This window comes from Acidovorax sp. SUPP1855 (assembly GCF_030158955.1).
Classification (GTDB): domain Bacteria; phylum Pseudomonadota; class Gammaproteobacteria; order Burkholderiales; family Burkholderiaceae_C; genus Paracidovorax.
On record NZ_BQXI01000042.1, the window covers coordinates 1 to 22,541 of the forward strand.

Genomic DNA, 22,541 nt, shown 5'->3' on the forward strand with positions numbered 1-22,541 from the left:
CTTGTGTTGGCGCGAGGCCTCAGCGAACAGGTCGAACTTCAGGGCGCTACGGGGAGTGATCATGGCAAAGGATGGAGCACGCGTTCTCGATCAACAAGGGACCGGATGGGTTTTGAGAGGTTCCCTACGAGGGATGACCTATCAGGAGGTGGTGTCGATTACGGGAAGCCAAACGGGCATGGAGTTGCCTTTGAATCGAGTAGCCGCTTTAACTTCCTAGACAAAAGGTGGAAATAATGAAAAAAACCGCTTTTGAAATTCTTGTTCGAGATCGAGACGGATTTGAAAAACTTTTAGTTCAAGTTCGCTGGGGTAATATTATTCTGTGCGAGCTCAATAAAGAGCGAGGTGAGGATCAGGCGGAAATGAAGCTGTATTGCAATGACGTGCTTTACAACGATCAAGAAATCAAGTTTCCCTTCGCCGATTTCTTGGAGGCGATGAAAGTGGCTCAGAAAGAGTTGAAGCGCTTGTAGTCAAAGGTGGGGCCATCACCAGCACACAAGCGGCCATCGACGGGGAGCAAGAACACCTCCAGTTCGGTGCGATTACCACCCTCCTGGGCGGCGTGAGCCTGATCGCCTGCCGGGTGTGCAGGTGCAGAATCAGCGGGCCGCGCACAGGCCGCTTCGAGGCAGTTCGATGGCAAGGAGCGGTTGCCTGAGCAAACAGTTCGCTACAGGCGCAGCTGTGCGCCCGCCAAGGCTCAGTTCACACGTTGGACCAATCAGGTTCCACCGACGTACGGATTGCTCTGTCGCTCCCGCCCAAAGCTGCTCTCCGGCCCGTGTCCTGGAATGAAGATGGTTTCGTCACCCATGGGCCACAGGCGCTGGACGATGCTGTCGATGAGGTGCTGGTGGTTGCCCTGCGGAAAGTCCGTGCGGCCGATACTGCCCGCAAACAGAACATCCCCGACGAAAGCGCGCTGGATCTGGGGCGCATGGAACACCACATGGCCCGGCGTGTGCCCGGGGCAGTGCCGAACGGTCAGCGTTTCCTGTCCGATCTGCACGGTGTCTCCGTCGTGCAGCCACCGCGTGGGGGTGAACGGCTCGGCGGGCGGGAATCCGAACATCGCGCTTTGCTGCGGCAAGCCGTCGATCCAGAACTGATCGCCTGGGTGCGGTCCGATGATGGGCAGATTCAAAGTCCGGGACAGTTCTCCGGCACCGCCTGCGTGGTCGATGTGCGCGTGGGTCAGCCAGATCTGCGCCAGTTTCAGGCCACGCTGTTCGACATCCGCCAAAAGCTTGTCCAGATCACCGCCGGGATCGACCAATGCGGCTCGATTGGTGGCATCGCACCACACGATGGAGCAGTTCTGCTGAAATGCGGTGACCGGACGCGTGTGGTATTGGAGCATGGTGAAAGCCGGATAAGAGAAAAAGAGGGATGTTGCCCCACATGGATGACGGAGAGCCGTTGCGTGGATGGGGCCGTGCCCCATGGCGACCCAGCCATCGCCTTACAACACCATGTCGTACCCGATCGTGATCGGCGCATGGTCCGAAAACTTCTCGGTCTTGTAGATGTGCTCGGTGCGGGCCAGGGCTGCGATGGCCGGCGTGGCCAAGTGGTAGTCCAGCCGCCATCCGACGTTGTTCGCGTAGGCCTGCCCCCGGTTGCTCCACCACGTGTAGGCCGTGTCCGTGGCGTCTGGTTGTAACTGACGGTAAACGTCTATCAGGCCGCCGCCTTCATCAGTTATGTGCAACAACTTTGTCATCCACTCGCGCTCCTGCGGAAGGAAGCCGCTGTTCTTCTGGTTGCTGCGCCAGTTCTTGAGGTCGATGGCCTGATGGGCGATGTTGATGTCGCCGCAGAGGATGAACTCGCGCTCGCCCTTGGTGCGCATGAGGTGGGGATGGAACTCGTCCAGGAACCGGAACTTGGCCAGCTGGCGCTCTTCGCCCGAGGAGCCGCTCGGAAAGTACGCGCTGATGATCGACAGCTTGCGCGCGGGCGTGTCGAAGCGGGCTTCCACGTAGCGGCCCTCGGCATCGAACTCCTGCGAGCCGTAGCCGATGCGCACGTCGCTCGGCTCGTGGCGCGGGTAGATGCCCACGCCCGAGTAGCCTTTCTTGGCCGCGAAGTGAAAGTGCCCTTTCAGGCCCGCCAGGTGCTCGAAGCGGCCCAGCATGTCGGCCGACTGCGCCTTGATCTCCTGCACGCAAATACAATCCGGCCGCGTTGCGGCGATCCATGCCTCCACCCCCTTGGATGCGGCGGAGCGGATGCCGTTGAGGTTGAGGCTCGTTAATTTGAAAAGGGGTGAATCCATGGTGACAGACAAGGCGCAATCGGTGGAACAGGACCGCCTGGCGCAGGACTTCGTGCAATTCGCCGTGGAAGCGGGGGTGCTGCGCTTCGGCGAATTCAAGACCAAGGCAGGCCGCTTGAGCCCGTATTTCTTCAACGCCGGTCTGTTCGACGACGGCGCCAAGATGGGCAGGCTGGCCGAATTCTATGCAAAAGCCCTGCTGGCGAGCGGCATCGAGTTCGACATGGTGTTCGGGCCGGCGTACAAAGGCATTCCGCTGGCGGCCACGGTGGCGGTCGAACTGGCGCGGCACGGGCGCAACGTGCCCTTTGCCTACAACCGCAAGGAGGCCAAGGACCACGGCGAAGGCGGCACGCTCGTGGGTGCCCCGCTGCGCGGCCGCGTGCTGATCGTGGACGACGTGATGTCCGCCGGCACCGCGGCGCGCGAGTCGATCGCGCTGATCCGCGCCGCGGTCGCCCAGCCCCATGCCATGGCCATCGCCCTCGACCGGCAGGAGAAAGCGACCGAGAACGGTCAGGACGTGGAGCACAGCGCCGTGCAGTACGTGCGCGACCATCTGGGCATGCAGGTATGCACCATCGCCAAGCTGGCAGATTTATTGCAGTATTTGGCCCAGAGTGGGGAGCCGGGTGTGCACACCCACCATGAACACGTGCTGGCATACCGCCAGCGCTACGGCGTGCAAGGGGGGTAGTTCGTTTGAGCAAGACGGCCTGGAGATTCGGCTGGTGGGTGATCGCCCTCTCGGGCCTGGCGGGCACGCCGGCCGGGGCGCAGCCGAGCGGCTCTCCGACCGCCGGCATCTACACCTGCGTGAATGCCCAGGGCCGTCGCCTCACGGCGGATCGGCCCATCGCCGAGTGTGTGGACCGCGAGCAGCGGGTGCTGGGGCCATCGGGCACCGAGCGCCAGCGCCTGGGCCCCACCCTCACCGACCAGGAGCGCGCCGCCCTGGAGGCCCAGCGCCGCAAGGAGGCCGAGGAGCGCGCCCGCATCGCCGACGAGCGCCGCCGCGAGCGCGTGCTGGTGGCCCGCTACCCCGACCAGGCCTCGCACGATGCCGAGCGCGCCGCGGCCATCCAGCAGGTCAACGAGGTCACGGCCGTCGCCGAAAAGCGCGTGGCCGACCTGCAGCGCCAGCGCAAGGCGCTCGATACTGAAATGGAGTTCTACCGCCGCGATCCCAGCAAGGCGCCCATGCTCCTGCGCCGCCAGATCGCCGAGCAGGAAGACGCCCTGGCCGAGCAGCAGCGGTTCATTGCCGGGCAGGAGCAGGAAAAGCGCCGCGTGCACCAGCGGTTCGACGCCGAACTGGTGCAGCTCAAGAGCCTTTGGGCGGGGCAGCGCCCCGCTATGCCTTCACAGTAAAGGCACCCTTCCCCGGTGGCCGGGGCGGGGTGGGCGTCAGGAAGACGCCGCCGCGAGCCGGGCGCGCAGCAGATCGTTCACCTGCTGCGGATTGGCCTTGCCCTTGCTGGCCTTCATGGCCTGGCCCACGAGCGCGTTGAAGGCCTTGTCCTTGCCCGCGCGAAACTGGGCCACGTTGTCGGGGTTGGCGGCGATCACGTCGTCGATGATCTTTTCCAGCGCGCCGGAGTCGTTCATCTGCTTGAGGCCCTTGGTCTCGATGATCGCGTCCACGTCGCCCGCAGCCGCATCGCTCCACAGCGCATCGAACACCTGCCGGGCGGCGTTGTTGGAGATCGTGCCATCGGCGATGCGGGTGACCAGTTGCGCCAGTTGGGCGGCGCCCACGGGGGCCGAGGCGATGTCGCTCTCGCCGGCATTCACCCGCCGCGACACCTCGCCCATGATCCAGTTGCTGACCAGCTTGGGTTGCTGGCTGGCCTGCGCCGCCGATTCGAAATACGAAGCCATCGCCTTCGACTGGGTCAGCGTGGTCGCGTCGTACTCCGGCAGGCCGTAGTCGGCCACGAAGCGCGCGGCCATGCTGCGGGGCAGCTCGGGCATCAGCGCGCGCTGCTCGTCCACCCATTGCTGCGAAATCTGCAGCGGCGGCAGGTCCGGATCGGGGAAGTAGCGGTAGTCGGCCGCGTCTTCCTTGGTGCGCATGGCACGGGTCTCGCCCGTGCCGGGGTCGAACAGCACCGTGGCCTGCTGGATCGCGTGGCCGTCCTCGATCTGCTCGATCTGCCAGCGGATCTCGTAGTCGATCGCCTGCTGCATGAACTTGAAGCTGTTCAGGTTCTTGATCTCGCGGCGCGTGCCCAGCGGGGCGCCGGGTTTGCGCACCGAGACGTTGGCATCGCAGCGGAACGAGCCCTCCTGCATGTTGCCGTCGCAGATGCCGATCCACGTCACGATCTTGTGCAGTTCCTTGGCGTAGGCCACGGCCTCTTCGGACGAGCGCATGTCGGGCTCGGTCACGATCTCCAGCAGCGGCGTGCCGGCGCGGTTCAGGTCGATGCCGCTCTGGCCGATGAAGTCTTCGTGCAGCGACTTGCCCGCGTCTTCCTCCAGGTGGGCGCGAACGAGCTTCACGGTCTTCTTCTCGTCACCGAGGAAGAACGACACCTCGCCGCCCTGCACCACCGGGATCTCGAACTGGCTGATCTGGTAGCCCTTGGGCAGATCCGGATAGAAGTAGTTCTTGCGGGCGAAAACGCTTTCCGGCGCAATGGTGGAGCCCAGGGCCAGTCCTAATTTGATGGCGCAGGCCACGGCCTCGCGGTTCATCACGGGCAGGGTGCCCGGCAGGGCCAGGTCCACCGCGCAGGCCTGCGTGTTGGGCGCGGCGCCGAAGGCGGTGGGCGCGCGGCTGAAGATCTTGGATTTCGTCGCAAGCTGGGTGTGGGTTTCGAAGCCGATGACGACTTCGTAACCGTGGATCAATGGGGCGGTCATGTTCAGAGGCCTCCCGGCGTGCGGAGGTGGAAATCGGTGGCTTGCTGCAGGCGGTGGGCGGCGTTGAGCAGCCGGGCTTCCTGGAAGTAGTTGCCGATCAGCTGCAGGCCCACGGGCATGCCGTCCTCGCCGAAGCCGGCGGGCACGCTCATGCCGGGCAGGCCGGCGAGCGAGGCGGGCAGCGTGAAGATGTCGGCCAGGTAGTCGGCCAGCGGGTCGTTGCCGTGCTCGCCGAGCTTCCACGCCACCGTGGGTGCCACCGGGCCGGCGATGAGGTCGCACGACTGGAAGGCATTCTGGAAGTCGTCGGCGATCATGCGGCGGATCTTCTGCGCCTGCAGGTAGTAGGCGTCGTAGTAGCCGTGCGACAGCACGTAGGTGCCGATCATGATGCGGCGCTTGACCTCGTCGCCGAAGCCCTCGGCGCGCGTCTTCTTGTACATGTCCACCAGATCGGTGTAGTCGCTGGCGCGGTGGCCGAACTTCACGCCGTCGAACCGCGAGAGGTTGGACGAGGCCTCGGCCGGCGCGATCACGTAGTACACGGGAATGGACAGCTCGGTGCGCGGCAGGCTGATGGGCACCAGTTTCGCGCCGAGCTTCTCGTATTCCTGGAGCGCGGCGTCCACCGCGGCGCGCACGCCGGGCGCGAGGCCCTCGCCGAAGAACTCGGCGGGGATGCCGATGCGCAGCCCGTCGATGCCGTCGTTCAGCTGGCGGGTGAAGTCCTGCGCCGGCAGGTCGAGCGAGGTGGAGTCGCGGTCCAGGTCCGGGCCGCAGATGGCCGACAGCAGCAGAGCGCAGTCCTCGGCCGAGCGGGCCATGGGGCCGGCCTGGTCCAGGCTGGAGGCGAAGGCGATCATCCCGTAGCGCGAGGCACGGCCATAGGTCGGCTTGATGCCCGTGATGCCGCAGAACGAGGCGGGCTGGCGGATCGAGCCGCCCGTGTCGGTGCCGGTGGCGGCAGGCGCCAGGCGCGCGGCGACCGCCACGGCGCTGCCGCCCGACGAGCCGCCCGGCACGCGGGTGGCGTCCCAGGGGTTGCGCACCGGCGCGGGCGCATCGAAGCCCACCGGGGCCACGGCGGAGTTCTCGTTGGCCGAGCCCATGGCGAACTCGTCGCAGTTGAGCTTGCCCAGCGTGACGGCACCGGCGTTGGCCAGCTGGCCGACCACGGTGGCGTCGAAGGGCGACTGGTAGCCGGTCAGCATCTTCGATCCGGCCGTGCTGGGAAAGTCGCGCGTGACGAAGATGTCCTTGTGGGCGATGGGCACGCCGGCCAAGGGGCCCGCCGTGCCGGCCGCGATGGCCGCGTCCTGCGCGCGGGCCTGCGCCAGGGTGGCTTCTTCGTTCACGGCGACGTAGGCGCCCAGGTTCTGGTGGGCCGCGGCGCGCGCCAGGAAGTACTGGGCGGCTTCGACGGCGGAGACGCGGCGCTCGCGCAGTTCGGTGGCCAGGGCGGCCACGCCCAGGTCGTGCAATGCGGTGGTGGAGTGGGTGGTCATCGGGGCGCCCTCATTCGATCACCTTGGGCACGAGGAACAGGCCGTTCTCCACGGCCGGCGCGCTGCGCTGGTTGGCTTCGCGCTGATCGGGTTCGCTGGCGACGTCCTCGCGCAGGCGCAGGGCCACGGCCTGGACGGCGGCGACCGGGTGCGCGAGGGGGGCGATGCCGGTAGTATCCACAGCCCGCATCTTCTCGACGATGCCGAAGAAACCGTTGATCTGCGTGAGCATGCGCTCACTGTCGTCCGAACTCAATTCGAGCCGCGCCAGATTGGCGATGCGGCCGATGTCCTGGGGTGTCAGTGCCATAGGGGAAGGGGGGTGGGAAACCGGATGTAAAGCTGAAATCCGGGCCATGCCGGAGGGAGTTATTCACAGGGGATGCGGTATTATCCCGGCTTTGCCGCAATACCCTCCCAACTGCCGGTCATTGTGCGAAAAAATCCAATAAACACCCCCTAATATCACCCGGCGATGGCAGGCCGACGTGCATGCCGTGCCTGAGAGGATTTTTGAATGTTCGGAGCTTTCCGTCGGTACTTCTCCACCGACCTTGCGATTGACCTTGGCACCGCCAACACCCTGATTTTTGCCCGCGACAAGGGCATCGTGCTCGATGAACCCTCGGTCGTCGCCATCCGCCACGAAGGCGGCCCCCACGGAAAGAAAGTCATCCAGGCCGTCGGCCGCGAAGCCAAGGCCATGCTGGGCAAGGTGCCCGGCAACATCGAAGCCATCCGTCCGATGAAGGACGGGGTGATCGCGGATTTCGTGATCACCGAGCAGATGATCAAGCAGTTCATCAAGATGGTGCACCCCCGCACCCTGCTCACCCCCAGCCCCCGCATCATCATCTGCGTGCCCTGCGGCTCCACCCAGGTGGAGCGCCGCGCCATCAAGGACGCGGCCGAGGCCGCCGGTGCCACCGCGGTGTACCTGATCGAAGAGCCCATGGCCGCCGGCATCGGCGCCGGCCTGCCGGTCTCCGAAGCCTCCGGCTCCATGGTGGTCGACATCGGCGGCGGCACCACCGAGGTGGGCGTGATCTCGCTGGGCGGCATGGTCTACAAGGGCAGCGTCCGCGTGGGCGGCGACAAGTTCGACGAGGCCATCATCAGCTACATCCGCCGCAACTACGGCATGCTGATCGGCGAGCCCACGGCGGAAGCCATCAAGAAGAACATCGGTTCGGCCTTTCCCGGCTCCGAAGTGCGCGAGATGGAAGTCAAGGGCCGCAACCTCAGCGAAGGCGTGCCGCGCAGCTTCACCATCTCCAGCAACGAGGTGCTGGAGGCGCTCACCGACCCCCTCAACCAGATCGTCTCCGCCGTCAAGAACGCGCTGGAGCAAACGCCCCCCGAACTGGGTGCCGACATCGCCGAGCGCGGCATGATGCTCACCGGCGGCGGCGCGTTGCTGCGCGACCTGGACCGCCTGCTGGCCGAGGAAACCGGCCTGCCGGTGCTGGTCGCCGAAGACCCCCTGACCTGCGTGGTGCGCGGGTGCGGCATTGCGCTGGAGCGCATGGACCGCCAGGGCAGCATCTTCACGAGCGAGTGACACGCCCGGCCCTGGCGCGAAGCCGGGGCCCTGGAAAAAGACATGGATCAACCGCTGGACATCCTCCTTCCGCCCCTGCCGGGCGTGCAGGGCTGCGGGCGGGCCAACGCTGCCGCGCTCCTGGCGCGGCCCCCGGCCGCTGCCTGGCCGGTTGTCGCCTGATCCCACGGCCTGCCTGCCCATGCCCCTCGGTACGCTCGAACGGTCCGCGCCGCCCTTCTTCAAGCAAGGGCCCTCGCCGCGCTCCCGACTTGCCCTCTACAGCGCCCTGGCGCTGTTTTTGATGGTGGCGGATGCCCGGTTCCAGGTGACCGATCCGCTGCGCAAGGCCGTGGCCGTGGCGCTCTACCCGTTGCAGTGGACCATGCTGCAGCCGGTGGAGTTCGCCGCCAAGGGGGCGGGCTACTTCCAGTCGCTGCAGGTGGCCCAGGCCGATGCCGACACGGCCCGCCGCAACATGGCGCAGATGTCCGAGCGCGCCAACCAGGCCGAGCAGCTCTTGCAGGAGAACGCACGGCTGCGCAAGCTGCTGGAGTTGCGCGAGCGCCTGACGACGCCGTCGCAGGCCGCGCAGGTGATCTACGACGCCGCCGATCCCTACACCCGCCGCGTGATGATCGACCAGGGCCAGGTGGCCGGCGTCGAACTCGGCTCGCCGGTGATGGACGAGTCCGGCATGCTCGGCCAGGTCACCCGCGTGCACCCGTTCCTGAGCGAGGTGACCCTGCTCATCGACCGCGACCAGGCCATTCCCGTGATGAACCTGCGCACCGGCGCGCGCAGCGTGGCCTATGGCGATCCGGTCATCGCCCACGGCGGCGGGATGGAACTGCGCTTCATGCCCGGCAATGCCGACGTGCAGGAAAACGACCTGCTCACCACCAGCGGCGTGGACGGCCTGTACCCGCCGGGGCTGCCCGTGGCGCGCGTGGTGCGGGTGGAGCGGCGCGCCGACTCGGCCTTCGCCCGCATCTACTGCGCGCCGCTGGCGCAGGTGAACGGCGCGCGCCACGTGCTGGTGCTCAAGCCGCTGACGGCCGACCTGCCGCAGCGCCCCGCGCCTGCGCCCGCCGCGCCGGTGCGCAAGGGGCGCCGATGATCCGCGCTGCCCTGCGCCCCCGCGGGCCTGCCGTGGCCGCCGCATCCCGCCCCGGGAGGTCCGCATGATCATGCCCCGCGGGCAGCAACTGCTGCTGCCGGTCCGTCCCCTGTTCATCGTCGGCAGCCTGCTGGTGGCGCTGGCGTTCAACATGCTGCCGCTCGGGCGCGTGGTGTGGACGCCCGACCTCGTGATGGTGCTGCTCGTGTTCTGGGGCGTGCACCAGCCCCAGCGCGTAGGCATGGGCGTGGCCTTTGCCATGGGGCTGTGCATGGACGTGTACCAGACCGCGCTGCTCGGCCAGCATGCCCTGGCCTATTGCGCCCTGATGTACGGCGCCCTGTACATGCACCGCCGCCTGCTGTGGTTCAGCGTGCCGTCGCAGGCGCTGCAGGTGTTTCCGCTGTTCATCGCGGCCCATGCGATCGAGCTGCTGATCCGCATCGTGTCGGGCGGCATCCTGCCCGGCTTCGAAGGCCTGGTGGCACCGTGCCTGGAGGCCTTGCTGTGGCCGCTCGCCAGCTGGATACTGCTGGCGCCGCAGCGCCGTCCGCCCGACCGCGACGAGAACCGCCCGCTGTGAGCGCGAATCGCCGCCAGCCCCCTGATCTGACCGTTTCTTTGCCGACATGACCGAACTGCGCAACACCGAAGCCGATGCGTCGCGTTTCCGCACCCGCGTGTTCGTGGTGGCGCTGGTCGTGTTGATGGCGCTGTGCCTGGTGGTGGCGCGGCTGGTGTACCTGCAGGTGGTGCGCCACGACGACCTCGCCGAGCAGGCCGAGAGCAACCGCACGGCCGTGGTGCCCATCGTGCCCAACCGCGGCCTCATCATGGACCGCAACGGCGTGGTGCTGGCCACCAACTATTCGGCCTATACGCTGGAGATCACGCCCTCCAAGGTCGAGTCGCTGGACGACACCATCGATGCCCTGTCGAAGGTGCTGGACATCCACCCGCGCGACCGGCGCCGGTTCAAGCGGCTCATGGACGAGTCGCGCAACTTCGAATCGCTGCCCATCCGCACGCGCCTGTCCGATGAGGAAGTGGCGCGCTTCACGGCGCAGCGCTACCGCTTTCCCGGCGTGGACATCAAGGCCCGGCTGTTTCGCAACTACCCCATGGGCGAGGTGGCCAGCCACGCGATCGGCTACATCGGCCGCATCAACCAGCGCGAGAAGGAGCGCATCGACGACTCCGAAGACGCGGCCAACTACCGCGGCACCGACCACATCGGCAAGCTGGGCGTGGAGCAGGGCTTCGAGAGCACCCTGCACGGCCAGACCGGCGTGGAGCGCATGGAGACCTCCGCCGGCGGCCACGCCGTGCGCCGGCTGGCCAGCCACCCGGCCACGCCTGGCAACACGGTGATGCTGTCCATCGACATCAAGCTGCAGAAGATGATCGAGGACATGTTCGGCGAGCGGCGCGGCGCGCTGGTGGCCATCGACCCGCGCAACGGCGAGGTCGTGGCGCTGGTGAGCAAGCCCACGTTCGATCCGAACCTGTTCGTGGAGGGCATCGACAGCGAGAACTGGCAGGCGCTCAACGAGTCGATCGACAAGCCGCTGCTCAATCGCGCGCTGCGCGGCACCTACCCGCCGGGCTCGACCTACAAGCCCTTCATGGCGCTGGGGGCGCTGCAGCTGAACAAGCGCTCGCCCTCGCAGGTGTACAACGACCCGGGCTTCTACACCTACGGCGGCCACACCTTCCGCAGCCACGAGGGCGGGCTGGGCGGCGTGGACATGCACCGCGCCATCCAGTTCTCCAGCAACACGTATTTCTATTCGCTGGCCGTGGACATGGGCGTGGACACCATCCACGACTTCATGAAGCCGCTCGGCTTCGGGCAGGCCACAGGCATCGACATCAACGGCGAGGTGCGCGGCGTGCTGCCCAGCACCGAGTGGAAGCGCAACACCTACCGGCGCCCCGAGATGCGCCGCTGGTACTCGGGCGAGACGGTGTCGCTGGGCATTGGGCAGGGGTACAACAATTTCACCATGCTGCAGCTGGCGCTGGCGGAGGCCACGTTGGCCAACGGCGGCACGCGCTATCGGCCCCACCTCATCAAGGCCATCAAGGACACGGTGACGGGCCAGATCACCGAGGTGCAGCAGCCCCCGGGGCAGGACCTGGGCTTTTCACCCAGGAACGTGGAGATCGTGCGCAATGCGCTCGTCGCCGTGAACAAGGGCGGCACCGGCACGCGCGTGTTCGCGGGCGCGCCCTACACCTCGGCCGGCAAGACCGGCACGGCGCAGGCGGTGAGCCTGGGGCAGAACGTCAAGTACAACGCCAAGGCGCTGGAGGACCACCAGCGCGACCACTCGCTGTTCGCCGCCTTCGCCCCGGCCGAAAACCCGCGCCTGGCGCTGGCCGTGATCGTGGAGAACGCCGGCTTCGGCGCCGCGCATGCCGCGCCCATCGCGCGGCGCGTGTTCGACTACTGGCTGCAGGGCGACTACCCCAACGAGCAGGACATGGCCGCGGTGCGCAAGGGCCAGGCGGCAGCCCCCATCGGCACGCCGCTGCGCGCGGCCGACGTGCCGCTCATCGAGCCCTGACGCCGCCCGGCGCGGTCAGTTCCCGGACTGCGCGCCGCCGGCACCCGCGATGCGCGGTGCGGGTTGCCACTGGCTGAAGATCAGCGCCGCCACGATCAGCGCTGCGCCGGCCACCCCGGCGATGCCCAGGCGCTCGTCGATCAGCACCCAGGCGGTGAGGGCGGCGAACACCGGCTCCAGCCCGAACACGATGGCGCTGCGCATGGCATCCACGCGCTGCTGGCCCCAGGCCTGCAGCGTCACCACCACCACGCTGGCCAGCAGGCCGAGGTACACCAGGGCGATCCACGACGGCACCGAGAGCGTGGCGAGCGATGCCCATGTGCTGCCCAGCCCCCCGTGGCGCACGGCGATCAGCACGCTGGAGGCCGCCAGCATCATGGTGGCCTGCGCCGCGGCCATGCGCGTGGCGCGCACGGGTTCGGCGGCCGTGCGGCGCGCGCACTCTTCCAGCGCCAGGATGTACAGGGCATAGAACAGCGTGCTGCCGAAGGTCAGCGTGTCGCCCAGGTTCCAGGGGTCGTTCTCATGGAACATCAGTGCCATGCCGGCCAGGGCCATCACGCAGGCGGCCCACAGGCGCCAGCCGTAGCGCCGCCCCAGCACGGCCATGGCCAGCAGCGGCACCACGAGCACGTTCAGCCCCGTCACGAAGGCATTGCGGTTGCTGGTGGTGCGCGCCAGCCCTTCGATCTGCAGCCAGAACGCCAGGAACAGCAGCAGGCCGAGCGCGAGGCCCCAGCGCGGCTCGGCGCGGCGCATGCCGCGCCACAGCGGGCCGAGCACCAGCAGCGCGATGGCAAAGCGCAGCCAGATGAGTTGCAGCGCATCGAGGTGCGCCGACAGCAGCTTCATCGCGGGGAAGGTCGTGCCCCACACCAGGGTCACGGCCAGCAGGGCCAGCAGGCCCAGGCGTTCAGGTTTCATGGAGGCAAGGCGCCCGCGCACCCGATGAGCGCGCGGGCGGGAAAAAGCCAGGGACTGGCGGGAAGGGGAGGCGTGCGCCTCCCCGGTTCAGGCGCTCATGCGGCCGATGAAGGCGCGGATGCGGTCGCTGGCGGGGTTGCCGAAGAACTCGGCCGGCGGCGCGTCGTGCGCGATGCGGCCCTGGTCGAAGAACATCACGCGGTCGGCCACCTCGCGCGCAAAGCCCATCTCGTGCGTGACCACGATCATGGTCATGCCGCCACGGGCCAGCTCGCGCATGACGTCCAGCACCTCCTGCACCATCTCGGGGTCGAGGGCGGAGGTGGGTTCGTCGAACAGCATCACCTTGGGCGCCATCGCCAGCGCGCGGGCGATGGCCACGCGCTGCTGCTGCCCGCCCGACAGCTGCCACGGGTACTTGTGCGCATGGTCCTGCATGCCCACGCGCTTGAGCAGCGCCATGGCCTGTTCGTTGGCCTTGGCGCGCGGGGTGCGGTGGATGCGGCGGGGCGCCAGCGTCACGTTGTCCAGCACGCTCATGTGGCCGAACAGGTTGAACTGCTGGAACACCATGCCGACCTCGCTGCGCTGCTTTTGCAGCGTGCGCTGGTCGTCCGTCACCTCGGTGCCGCCGATGGTGATGCAGCCGCTGTCGTGGGGCTCCAGCCGGTTGATGGCCCGCAGCAGCGTGCTCTTGCCCGAGCCCGAGGCGCCGATGATGACCGTCACCTCGCCGGTGTTGAAGGTGGTGGACACCTCCTTGAGCACCTGGTGCGAGCCGAACGACTTGCACACGCAGTCGGCGAAGATGTAGGGCGTGGCCTGGCTCATTGCGCCCGTCCTTCCACGTCGAAGCGGTACTCGACGGCGTTGGAGATCTGCGTGACCAGCGTGGTCAGCAGCAGGTAGGTGACGGCCACGGTGGAGAGCGTCGCGATGGGCTGGAAGGTCGCCGACTGGATGCGGTTGCCCACATTGGTCAGCTCCACCACGCCGATGGCGTAGGCCAGGGACGAGTCCTTGAGCAGCGCCACGAAGTTGCTCACCAGCGGGGGCAGCGAGATCTTGAAGGCCTGCGGAAACACCACGTCGAAGAACACGTGCAGGCGCGACAGGCCCAGGGCCCGCGCCGCCTCGGTCTGCCCGCGCGGCACGGCCAGCAGTCCGGCGCGCACCGCCTCGGCGTTGTAGGCGCCCACGTTCAGGCCCAGCGCCACCACGGCGGCGGCGAAGTCGGGCAGGTTCAGCCCCGGCACCAGCACCGGCAGCGCGAAGTACACGAAGAGGATTTGCACCAGCAGCGGCGTGCCGCGGATGACCCAGATGTAGAACCCGGCGACCCAGCGCAGCGCGATCCAGCGCGAGGTGCGGGCCAGCGCGGCGCTGGTGCCCAGCACCAGGCCCACGCTGCCGCTCACCAGGGTGAGCCACAGCGTGGTGCGCGCGCCGTCGGAGAACGCCTGGGCGTTCGGTCCGATCGGGTCAGGCAGGAAGGAAAGAAGCTGGCCCAGCAGGGCCAGCGCCAACACCATCAGCAGCAGGGCGGAGACCAGCGTCGCATTGCTGCGGTGCTGGCGCGTCCAGTGCTGTGGCCACAGAGCATTGAGCATGGAAGGAAGGCGGTCCGAAGCCGGCGCCGCGGCTTATTGCGCGCAGCGGACGTCTTCGTTGAAGTACTTCTGGGACACGGCGGCGTAGCTGCCATCGGCCAGCACTTCGGCAAAGGCCTTGTTCCATGCGTCGGCCAGGCCGGTGTTGCCCTTGGAGACAGCGGGTGCGATCTTCTCGATGAAGAGCATGTCGCCCAGCTTCAGGCCCGCCTTGGGGTTCTTGGCGACCACTTCCTTGGCCACGAACTTGTCGGTCACCCAGGCATCGACGCGCTTGGAGGTGAGCGCGCTGCGGGCGTCCACGTCGGTGGGGAAGTTCTTCATTTCCTTGATGCCGGCGACCTTCTGCACGTTCTCCAGGTAGCTGGTGCCGGTCTGCACGGCGACGATCTTGCCCGTGAGGTCCTTGGCGGTGCGGATCTTGGGGTCGGTGGCGATGATCATGCCGCCCGAGCAGTAGTGGGGCGTGGCGAAGGTGACGGCCTTGGCGCGCTCTTCGGTCACGCCGTGCGAGGCGATGACGGCATCCCAGCGGTCCTGCGCCAGGCCGGTCAGCAGGGCATCGAAGCCCAGCGTCTTCCATTCGACCTTCAGGCCCATCTTCTTGGCGACCAGATTGGCCACTTCGATCTCGAAGCCCGTGAGCTGGGTGCCCTGGAAATAGTTGAAAGGCGCGAACTGGCCTTCGGTGGCGATGATGATCTTGCCGTCCTTCTTGACGGCCTCCAGCGTGCGGGCCTGCACGGAAAAAGCGGCACACATTGCCACTACGGTGGCGATCGTCTTGAACATCTTCATCTCTGTTGTTCCTGCGCAGGGTGGTTTCAGGTACAAAAAATCCGGCTTGGCGGTTAGCGAAGCCGGAGCCAGCGGCCAGTGGGCCGCCCGCGGGACGGGCAGTCACGGGATTGCCACATTATAAAAGGCGTGCATGAGGCCATGCCCACCCGCAAACCCTGAGCCGGAGCGCAAAAAACGGGCCCGTTTTGACTTTTTGAGGCTCAGCGCAGGAAGGCGTCGTAGCCCGTCTTGAGAATGAGCGCGCTGACCACCACGATGAAGATGCCGCGCACGAAGCCCGTGCCGTGCTTGAGCGCCATGTGCGTGCCGATGACGCTGCCCACCACGTTGGCCACCGCCAGCGGCACCGCGAAGTGCCACCACACGTGCCCCTTGGCCGCGAACAGGATGATGGCGGCCACGTTGGTGGCCAGGTTGAGCAGCTTGGCCGACACCGAGGCGTTCAGGAAGTCGTAGCCCAGCAGCCGCACGAACAGGAAGACGAAGAAGCTGCCTGTGCCCGGCCCGAAGAAGCCGTCGTAGAAACCCACCACCAGCCCGATGGCGCAGGCCAGGCGTGTCTCGATCCGGCCCTCGAAGCGCGGGGTGTGGTGTCGTCCCAAGTCCTTGCGGGCCAGCGTGTACAGCAGCACGGCCAGCAGGATCAGCGGCAGCAGCTTGCGCAGCGAATCCGCCGAGATCACCGTCACCGTCCAGGCGCCGGCGAAGGCCCCGATGAAGCCCGCCGCGGCCGCCGGCAGCATCGCCTGCCAGCGCATCTGCACGCGGCGGCTGTACTGCCAGGTGGCGATGCCCGTGCCCCAGATGGAGGCGCTTTTGTTGGTGCCCAGCAGCGTGGCGGGCGGTGCGTTGGGAAACGTGGCGAACAGGGCGGGCACGAGGATGAGGCCGCCGCCCCCGACGATGGCGTCCACGAAGCCGGCCAGCAGCGACGCCAGAGAAACAATGATCCATTCCATCCCCCGATTGTCGGGGCTGCCGCAGGGCGGAACGGGGAATGGGGGGCGATTCGTGCGTGCCGGCGCACAGCGAACCGGCCAAGGGAACGGGCAAAGAAAAAGCGCCGGGGTCGCCGGCGCTTTGTAAAAAAGGCATCTTATAGGGGGATGATCGGAATGGTTTGTTCGACTTCGAGATGTCTCCTCGGTCCCCTCGTTCGACGCGACGGGCGCGTTTTCGAGTGGTTGAACTGTAACGAGTGCACCCTGCTGGTGCATTGGTGGTTTCCCGCACCCCGTTCTGGGGCACCCTGGCGAAGCGCTTGCGGGATTGGCGAAGCTCGGGTGCGGCGGGCGGTTCTTTTTACGCGGTATTGATGCGCGGTTTGCTTCAATCGGCGGTCGTTTCGCTTCCCTCTCCAAGGCCTGTTCGCCATGACCGATCTTTCGCTTCGCCGCACCCTCTCCGCACCCGCGGCCCTGGCCGCGTCCCGCTCGGCCGCCCCCGAGTGGCCGGCGTTCCCTGCCGAGGCGCCTGCGCTGCGCCGAACGGTCTCCGCCCCGGCCGGCCTGCGGGCCCGCAGTGCACCGCCGGCCCCGCAGCCGGGTGCGAGCCTGTCGCCCCGCGCTGCGCTGCTGCCCCGGGCCGCCTCGGCACCGGCGGCGCTGGGCGCCAGGAGGGTGGAAACGGACCGGCCCGCCGGCCCGGCGGTGGAGCGGATCGACGCCCCGGAAGATGCTGCCGCCGAACCCACCGAACCCACCGAACCCACCGAACCCGCCGCGCCACGGCCGTCCGGATCGCCCTGGAGCGCGGTGCGCACCGCGTCGGCCTGGAGCGCCCCGGTGGTGGATGCCGCCGCGGCGGCGCTGTCCCTGGCGTCGGCCCGGCTGGCCGCCGTGCCCCGCGCCGCGCAGGCCACGGCCGCGGTCAGCGGCAGCCTGTGGGCGGGCGCTGCAATGGTGGGCGAGGTCGGCAACGTGCCGTACCGCGCCTGGACCACCGGGGCGAACGCCTTCGCCGTGGTGGCGGGTGGGCTGAGTGCCGCTGCCCCCTTCACGCTGGGGCCGGTGCAGCGCGCGATCGCCTACGGCTCCGCCGGTGCCTGGGCCGCGAGCGGCGCGGCGATGGCGCTCGGCGCCGTGGGCACGGGGGCCACCCATGCGGCCACGGGGCTGCTGCAGGGCGTGAGCGGCATCGCCAACCTGGCCGCCGCCGGCTTGAGCGCGGCGGCCGTCCAGGCGTCGACCCGCGATGCCAGCCAGGCCGTGCGGCTGCAGACGGCGTCTTCCGCCCTGTGGCTCGCGGGCTCGGCCGCGGCGGTGGGGGCGGTCTGGGCGAAGACGGCGCAGCAGCACCGCGAGCCGCAGGCCGATCCCGAGCGCGGCTGAGCGCGTCCCCGCAAGGCGGATCAGCGCGTGGCCGTGGCCACCGCCTCGGCCCCGGGCGCCTCGGCCCGCGCCGCCTGCCGGATCCATTCGGCGGCCTTCTCGGCCAGCATCAGCGTGGGCGAGTTGGTGTTGCCGCTGGTGATGGTGGGCATGGCGCCCGCATCCACCACGCGCAGGCCGTCGATGCCGCGCACGCGCAACTGCGAATCCAGCACCGCCATCGGGTCGCCGTCGCGGCCCATGCGCGTCGTGCCCACGGGGTGGAAGATGGTGGTGGCGATGTCGCCGGCCAGCCGCGCCAGGTCCTCGTCGGTCTCGAACTGCACGCCGGGCTTCCATTCCTCGGGCCGGTAGGGCGCCAGCGCCGGCTGGGCGACGATGCGGCGCGTCACGCGCAGGCTGTCGGCGGCGACCTGGCGGTCCTCGGGCGTGCTCAGGTAGTTGGGGGCGATGGCCGGCGCTGTGCGGAAGTCGGGGCCCTTGATGTGCACGGTGCCCCGGCTGGTGGGGTTCAGGTTGCACACGCTGGCAGTGAAGGCGGGAAAGGCGTGCAGCGGCTCGCCGAAGGCTTCCAGCGACAGCGGCTGCACGTGGTATTCGAGGTTGGGGTGGGCCTGGTCGGGCGAGCTGCGCGTGAAGGCGCCCAGCTGCGAGGGCGCCATGCTCATGGGCCCGCTGCGCTTGAAGGCGTATTCGAGCCCGATCTTCGCCTTGCCCAGCCAGCTGCCGGCCAGCATGTTGAGCGTGGGCACGCCGTTCACCTTGAACACCGCGCGGATCTGCAGGTGGTCCTGCAGGTTGGCGCCCACGCCGGGCAGGTCGTGCACCACGTCGATGCCGTGCTGGTGCAGCAGCGCCGCCGGGCCGATGCCCGACAGCTGCAGCAACTGCGGCGAGTTGACCGCGCCCGCGCTCAGCACCACCTCGCGCGTGGCGTGGGCGGTGACCATCTCCTCGCCGGTCCATACCTGCACGCCGGTGCAGCGGCGCGAGCCGTCGGGCTGGGGGTCGATCAACAGCCTGGTGGCCTGCGCGGCGGTCCACATCTCGAAGTTGGGCCGCCCGTAGCAGGTGGGGCGCAGGAAGGCCTTGGCCGTGTTCCAGCGCCAGCCGGCCTTCTGGTTGACCTCGAAGTAGCCCACGCCTTCGTTGTCGCCGCCGTTGAAGTCTTCGGTGGCCGGAATGCCGGCCTGCTGCGCGGCCTGGGCGAAGGCGTCCAGCACGTCCCAGCGCAGGCGCTGCTTTTCCACGCGCCACTCGCCGGTGCTGCCGGTGGTCTTGCTGCCGTGCAGGCGCTTGAAGGCCTCGGTCGCGGACGCGGGCTGGTCCAGGCGCCAGTGGTCCTCGTGGCGGCGGAAATAGGGCAGGGCGTGTTCCCAGCGCCAGGCGTCGTCGCCCGTGATCTCGGCCCACTGGTCGTAGTCGCGCGCCTGGCCGCGCATGTAGATCATGCCGTTGATGCTGCTGCAGCCGCCCAGCGTCTTGCCGCGCGGGTAGCGCAGGCTGCGGCCGTTCAGGCCCGCGTCGGGCTCGGTGTGGTACAGCCAGTCGGTGCGCGGGTTGCCGATGCAGTACAGGTAGCCGACCGGGATGTGGATCCAGTGGTAGTCGTCCTTGCGGCCGGCCTCGATGAGCAGCACGCGGTGGCGGCCGCCGGCGCTCAGGCGGTTGCACAGCAGGGCGCCGGCCGTGCCGCCGCCGATGATGATGTAGTCGAAAGTGGTGTCGCTCATGGAGGCTGTTGGACGTTGAACACGTTCCCGGGGCATTGCGGCAGTGCCGGTCCATTGTGCGTAGCGCCGTGCCGCTGTCGATAGGGAAACAGCCAATTGCTATTATTTTTGTAGCTGTATGCCCTAGAAGATATTGTGCTGGAGGGCGTTTTGATCATAATTCACGCGGCCCGTGCCCTGCGCAGGGACGCGTTCTGCGCTGACGTGCCCGCGCCCATCCGCTCCGCTACCATGCACAGCTTCTCCCGCCCCCCTCCATGACCGAAGACGACAGCCAGCCCCGCATCACCCGAGACGACACGCCCGAAGGCCCCTGTGCGGTGTTGCACGGCCGCTGGGGTGCGGCGGAGTTGGGCACGCGCCGCCACTGGCGCGCGCTGTCGGCCCAGCTGTCCGAAACGCGCGGCGGCCCGGCCATCGGCTGGGACCTGCGCAGCCTGCAATGGCTGGACCACGTGGGCGCGCAGCTGCTGTGGAACCACTGGGGCCGCGACTGGCCCGAGCGGCTGGCGCTCGACGACGGACAGCGCGACATGCTCGAACGCGTGGCCGAATTCAGCACCACCCGCCCGCCCGACACACCCTGGCGGCTGGCCGAGCAGGTGGACCGGCTCGGCGTGCAGGTGCTGCACGCCCTGTCCCACATGCGCCACCTGCTCGAACTGGTGGGGCAGCTCTTCATCGACATCTTCCGGGCCGCCCGCTCGCCGCGCCGCGCGCCCTGGCGCGACATGTCGGGCCACCTGTACCGCATGGGCGCCACGGCGATGCCCATCACGGCCATCGTGGGTTTTCTCATCGGCGTGGTGCTGGCCTACCTGATGTCGCTGCAGCTGCGGCAGTTCGGCGCCGAGTCGTTCATCGTCAACATCCTGGGCATTTCATTGATCCGCGAGCTGGGGCCCATGCTCGCGGCCATCCTCGTGGCAGGGCGCTCGGGCTCGGCCATCACGGCGCAGATCGGCGTGATGCGCGTCACCGAGGAACTCGACGCCATGCGCGTCATGGGCATTCCGCACGGCTTTCGCCTCGTCATGCCGCGCGCCGTGGCGCTGGCCGTGGCCATGCCGCTGATCGCCGTGTGGACCACGCTGTGCGCTCTGGCCGGCGGCATGCTCGCGGCCGACCTTGCGCTGGGCGTGTCGCCCGCCTACTTCGTGCAGGCGCTGCCCAACGCGGTGAGCTTTCCCAACCTCGTGATGGCGGTGGCGAAGTCGGTGGTGTTCGGCGTGTCCATCGCGCTCATCGGCTGCCACTGGGGTCTGCGCGTCAAGCCCAACACGCAGAGCCTGGGCGAGGGCACGACGGCCTCGGTGGTCAGTTCCATCACCATGGTGATCATCGTGGACGCGCTGTTCGCCATCGCGTTCAAGAACCTCGGGATCTGACGCCATGGACGACACCTCGCTCATCCCCGCCCCCGCCGCCCACACGGCGCCGCAGGCCCCGCCCGCCGACGCGCCGCCGGTGGTCGAGATCAAGGGGCTGTCCACCGTGTTCGGCAAGGGCAAGGAGGCATTCGCCGTGCACGAGAACCTCGACCTCACCGTGCGCCGCGGCGAAATGCTGGCCCTGGTGGGCGGCTCGGGCACGGGCAAGACCGTGCTGCTGCGCCAGATGCTGGGCCTCACGCGGCCCGCCAAGGGCGAGGTGACGGTGCTGGGCCGCCCCGCCGCCGAGATGGGCCGCGCCGGCGCCGCCAGCCGCGTGGGCATGCTGTTCCAGCAGGGCGCGCTGTTTTCCGCCTTCAACGTGCTCGACAACGTGGCCTTCGCGCTGCGCGAGCAGGGCACGCTCCCGGGCGATCTGGTGTGCGATGCGGCCATGGTCAAGCTGCAGATGGTGGGGCTGAAGCCTGAACACGCCACGCGCATGCCGGCCGACCTGTCGGGCGGAATGATCAAGCGCGTGGCCCTGGCGCGCGCGCTCATCATGGACCCGCCCCTGCTGCTGCTGGATGAGCCCACCGCGGGCCTCGATCCCAACAGCTCCGACGATTTCTGCGAACTGCTGCGCGAACTGCGCGCCGCCCTGGGCCTGACCGTGGTGATGGTCACGCACGACCTGGACACGCTGTTTGCGCTCAGCACGCGCGTGGCCGTGCTGGCCGAAAAGAAGGTCATCGTCTCCGGTCCCCCGCAGGAGGTCGTGCACTTCGACCACCCGTTCATTCAACATTTCTTTCTCGGCGAACGCGGCCGGCGCGCCATGGCGCCCGCACCGGCTTCGCCCTCGACCAAGGACGCCTGATGGAAAACAAGTCCCACGCCCTCGCTGCGGGCATCTTCGTGGTCGTCGTGGCGGCCCTGCTGGCGGGCCTGGGCCTCTGGCTCACGCGCGACAACACCAGTTACCAGCTCTACGAACTGTCCAGCAAGCAGAGCGTGGGCGGGCTGCAGCCGCAGGCCGCCGTGCGCTACAAGGGCGTGGCGGTGGGCAAGGTGGTGCGCATAGGCTTCGACCCCGACGTGGCCGGCAACGTGCTGATCCGCATCGCCGTGAGTGACCAGGCGCCCATCACCCCGGCCACCTTCGCCGTGCTGGGCTACCAGGGCGTGACGGGCCTGGCCCACGTGCTGCTGGACGACGGCCAGCAGGCCGAGCCGCCGCTGCCCAAGGGATCGAGCGGCCTGCCGCGCCTGCCCCTCAAGACCTCGCCGTTCGGCCAGCTGGCCGAGCAGGGGCCCGCCATCCTCTCGCAGGTGGAAGAGGCCACGGGCCGCATCAACGACCTGCTGAGCGACGACAACCAAAAGCGCATCGCCACCGCCATCGACAACCTGGGCCAGGCCGCCGGCAACGCCAGCGCGCTGATGAAGCGCCTGGACACCACCGTGGTGCAGCGGCTCGACCCCGCGCTGGCCGCCGTGCCCGGCGTGGCCAGCGATGCGCGCGAGACGCTGCAGGCGCTGCGCCAGGCCGGCAGCAGCGCCTCCGCCGCGGCCAACGAAGTGGGCGCCGCCGTCAAGCAGCTGAGCGCCGAGGGCGGCCCCATCGACCAGATCGCCGAAGGCTCCAAGTCGCTGGCCACCGCTGCCGACCGCTTCGGCCGCGTCACGCTGCCGCGCCTGAACCACGCCGCCGACGAGACCTCGCGCGCCGTGCGCCGCCTGGGCCGCACCGCCAGCACCATCAGCGACAACCCGCAGTCGCTCATCTACGGATCGGGCACCGCCGCCGGCGGGCCGGGCGAGCCCGGCTTCGAGGCGCCTGTTGTCTCCAAACCTTGAGAGGGCTTGCCATGGATACTATT

The 22,541-nt window shown here is 68.3% G+C and carries 22 protein-coding genes; 11 read left to right on the forward strand and 11 right to left on the reverse strand.

What is annotated here, in order from left to right:
* Positions 1 to 236: 236 nt before the first annotated feature.
* Positions 237 to 476 carry a hypothetical protein gene (locus tag AVMA1855_RS23815; protein ID WP_284427585.1) on the forward strand — a complete coding sequence of 80 codons (240 nt, stop codon included), beginning with the start codon at positions 237 to 239 and terminating at the stop codon, positions 474 to 476.
* A 251-nt stretch (positions 477 to 727) separates the two neighbouring features.
* On the opposite strand, the gene AVMA1855_RS23820 is transcribed toward AVMA1855_RS23815, so the two are convergent.
* Both AVMA1855_RS23820 and AVMA1855_RS23825 read right to left on the reverse strand, forming a co-directional pair.
* Complete coding sequence (locus tag AVMA1855_RS23820) at positions 728 to 1,366, reverse strand: MBL fold metallo-hydrolase (RefSeq protein WP_284427586.1); 639 nt, start codon at positions 1,364 to 1,366, stop codon at positions 728 to 730.
* 102 nt (positions 1,367 to 1,468) lie between these two features.
* Complete coding sequence (locus tag AVMA1855_RS23825; protein ID WP_284427587.1) at positions 1,469 to 2,284, reverse strand: exodeoxyribonuclease III; 816 nt, start codon at positions 2,282 to 2,284, stop codon at positions 1,469 to 1,471.
* On the opposite strand from AVMA1855_RS23825, the gene pyrE reads away from it, so the two are divergent.
* Together pyrE and AVMA1855_RS23835 are read left to right on the forward strand one after the other, a co-directional pair.
* Positions 2,283 to 2,981 (forward strand): orotate phosphoribosyltransferase, encoded by a 699-nt coding sequence (gene pyrE, locus AVMA1855_RS23830; RefSeq protein WP_284427588.1) that lies wholly within the window; start codon positions 2,283 to 2,285, stop codon positions 2,979 to 2,981. The two genes, AVMA1855_RS23825 and pyrE, sit on opposite strands and share 2 nt — an antisense overlap.
* Positions 2,982 to 2,986: 5 nt before the next feature.
* Complete coding sequence (locus AVMA1855_RS23835) at positions 2,987 to 3,655, forward strand: DUF4124 domain-containing protein (RefSeq protein ID WP_502870372.1); 669 nt, start codon at positions 2,987 to 2,989, stop codon at positions 3,653 to 3,655.
* Positions 3,656 to 3,691: 36 nt separating this feature from the next.
* On the opposite strand, the gene gatB is transcribed toward AVMA1855_RS23835, so the two are convergent.
* From gatB to gatC, 3 genes are read right to left on the reverse strand one after another with little or no spacing between them, the layout of a single operon-like run.
* Positions 3,692 to 5,152 (reverse strand): Asp-tRNA(Asn)/Glu-tRNA(Gln) amidotransferase subunit GatB, encoded by a 1,461-nt coding sequence (gene gatB / locus AVMA1855_RS23840; RefSeq protein ID WP_284427589.1) that lies wholly within the window; start codon positions 5,150 to 5,152, stop codon positions 3,692 to 3,694.
* A gap of 2 nt (positions 5,153 to 5,154) precedes the next feature.
* On the reverse strand, positions 5,155 to 6,657 hold the full coding sequence (gatA, locus tag AVMA1855_RS23845) for an Asp-tRNA(Asn)/Glu-tRNA(Gln) amidotransferase subunit GatA (RefSeq protein ID WP_284427590.1): 1,503 nt from the start codon (positions 6,655 to 6,657) through the stop codon (positions 5,155 to 5,157).
* A 10-nt stretch (positions 6,658 to 6,667) separates the two neighbouring features.
* Positions 6,668 to 6,967 carry an Asp-tRNA(Asn)/Glu-tRNA(Gln) amidotransferase subunit GatC gene (gene gatC / locus AVMA1855_RS23850; RefSeq protein ID WP_284427591.1) on the reverse strand — a complete coding sequence of 100 codons (300 nt, stop codon included), beginning with the start codon at positions 6,965 to 6,967 and terminating at the stop codon, positions 6,668 to 6,670.
* A gap of 207 nt (positions 6,968 to 7,174) precedes the next feature.
* Here gatC and AVMA1855_RS23855 point away from each other — a divergent pair, with 207 nt between their 5' ends.
* From AVMA1855_RS23855 to mrdA, 4 genes are all read left to right on the forward strand, one after another.
* Positions 7,175 to 8,218 carry a rod shape-determining protein gene (locus tag AVMA1855_RS23855; RefSeq protein ID WP_092745880.1) on the forward strand — a complete coding sequence of 348 codons (1,044 nt, stop codon included), beginning with the start codon at positions 7,175 to 7,177 and terminating at the stop codon, positions 8,216 to 8,218.
* A 181-nt stretch (positions 8,219 to 8,399) separates the two neighbouring features.
* Entirely contained in the window at positions 8,400 to 9,317 is a 918-nt protein-coding gene (gene mreC / locus AVMA1855_RS23860) for a rod shape-determining protein MreC (RefSeq protein ID WP_272565891.1), read from the forward strand.
* Between the two features lie 64 nt (positions 9,318 to 9,381).
* Entirely contained in the window at positions 9,382 to 9,900 is a 519-nt protein-coding gene (gene mreD, locus AVMA1855_RS23865) for a rod shape-determining protein MreD (RefSeq protein WP_272565890.1), read from the forward strand.
* 46 nt (positions 9,901 to 9,946) lie between these two features.
* A complete protein-coding gene (gene mrdA, locus AVMA1855_RS23870; RefSeq protein WP_284427592.1) occupies positions 9,947 to 11,887 on the forward strand; it encodes a penicillin-binding protein 2 in 1,941 nt (646 codons plus the stop codon).
* 15 nt (positions 11,888 to 11,902) lie between these two features.
* On the opposite strand, the gene AVMA1855_RS23875 is transcribed toward mrdA, so the two are convergent.
* From AVMA1855_RS23875 to AVMA1855_RS23895, 5 genes are all read right to left on the reverse strand, one after another.
* Positions 11,903 to 12,814 carry a DMT family transporter gene (locus tag AVMA1855_RS23875; RefSeq protein WP_284427593.1) on the reverse strand — a complete coding sequence of 304 codons (912 nt, stop codon included), beginning with the start codon at positions 12,812 to 12,814 and terminating at the stop codon, positions 11,903 to 11,905.
* 87 nt (positions 12,815 to 12,901) lie between these two features.
* Positions 12,902 to 13,645, reverse strand: a complete 744-nt coding sequence (locus tag AVMA1855_RS23880; RefSeq protein ID WP_284427594.1) for an amino acid ABC transporter ATP-binding protein — start codon at positions 13,643 to 13,645, stop codon at positions 12,902 to 12,904.
* A complete protein-coding gene (locus AVMA1855_RS23885) occupies positions 13,642 to 14,424 on the reverse strand; it encodes an amino acid ABC transporter permease (protein WP_284407827.1) in 783 nt (260 codons plus the stop codon). The genes AVMA1855_RS23880 and AVMA1855_RS23885 overlap by 4 nt, the downstream gene beginning before the upstream one ends.
* A gap of 33 nt (positions 14,425 to 14,457) precedes the next feature.
* The gene (locus AVMA1855_RS23890; protein WP_284410582.1) at positions 14,458 to 15,222 is read right to left on the reverse strand and encodes an ABC transporter substrate-binding protein; all 765 of its coding nucleotides are present in this window, start codon (positions 15,220 to 15,222) and stop codon (positions 14,458 to 14,460) included.
* A 203-nt stretch (positions 15,223 to 15,425) separates the two neighbouring features.
* Complete coding sequence (locus AVMA1855_RS23895; RefSeq protein ID WP_284394620.1) at positions 15,426 to 16,184, reverse strand: sulfite exporter TauE/SafE family protein; 759 nt, start codon at positions 16,182 to 16,184, stop codon at positions 15,426 to 15,428.
* Positions 16,185 to 16,598: 414 nt separating this feature from the next.
* Between AVMA1855_RS23895 and AVMA1855_RS23900 the strand changes: the two genes are divergently transcribed.
* Positions 16,599 to 17,555 (forward strand): hypothetical protein, encoded by a 957-nt coding sequence (locus tag AVMA1855_RS23900; RefSeq protein ID WP_284427595.1) that lies wholly within the window; start codon positions 16,599 to 16,601, stop codon positions 17,553 to 17,555.
* Positions 17,556 to 17,575: 20 nt separating this feature from the next.
* Here AVMA1855_RS23900 and AVMA1855_RS23905 read toward each other — a convergent pair whose 3' ends face one another.
* On the reverse strand, positions 17,576 to 19,288 hold the full coding sequence (locus tag AVMA1855_RS23905) for a GMC family oxidoreductase (RefSeq protein WP_284427596.1): 1,713 nt from the start codon (positions 19,286 to 19,288) through the stop codon (positions 17,576 to 17,578).
* A gap of 257 nt (positions 19,289 to 19,545) precedes the next feature.
* Between AVMA1855_RS23905 and AVMA1855_RS23910 the strand changes: the two genes are divergently transcribed.
* The 3 genes from AVMA1855_RS23910 to AVMA1855_RS23920 are packed head-to-tail and all read left to right on the forward strand — an operon-like array spanning position 19,546 to position 22,518.
* On the forward strand, positions 19,546 to 20,676 hold the full coding sequence (locus AVMA1855_RS23910) for an MlaE family ABC transporter permease (RefSeq protein ID WP_284427597.1): 1,131 nt from the start codon (positions 19,546 to 19,548) through the stop codon (positions 20,674 to 20,676).
* A 4-nt stretch (positions 20,677 to 20,680) separates the two neighbouring features.
* The gene (locus AVMA1855_RS23915) at positions 20,681 to 21,538 is read left to right on the forward strand and encodes an ABC transporter ATP-binding protein (protein WP_272549709.1); all 858 of its coding nucleotides are present in this window, start codon (positions 20,681 to 20,683) and stop codon (positions 21,536 to 21,538) included.
* Complete coding sequence (locus AVMA1855_RS23920; protein WP_284427598.1) at positions 21,538 to 22,518, forward strand: MlaD family protein; 981 nt, start codon at positions 21,538 to 21,540, stop codon at positions 22,516 to 22,518. The genes AVMA1855_RS23915 and AVMA1855_RS23920 overlap by 1 nt, the downstream gene beginning before the upstream one ends.
* The last annotated feature ends 23 nt before the right edge of the window (positions 22,519 to 22,541 follow it).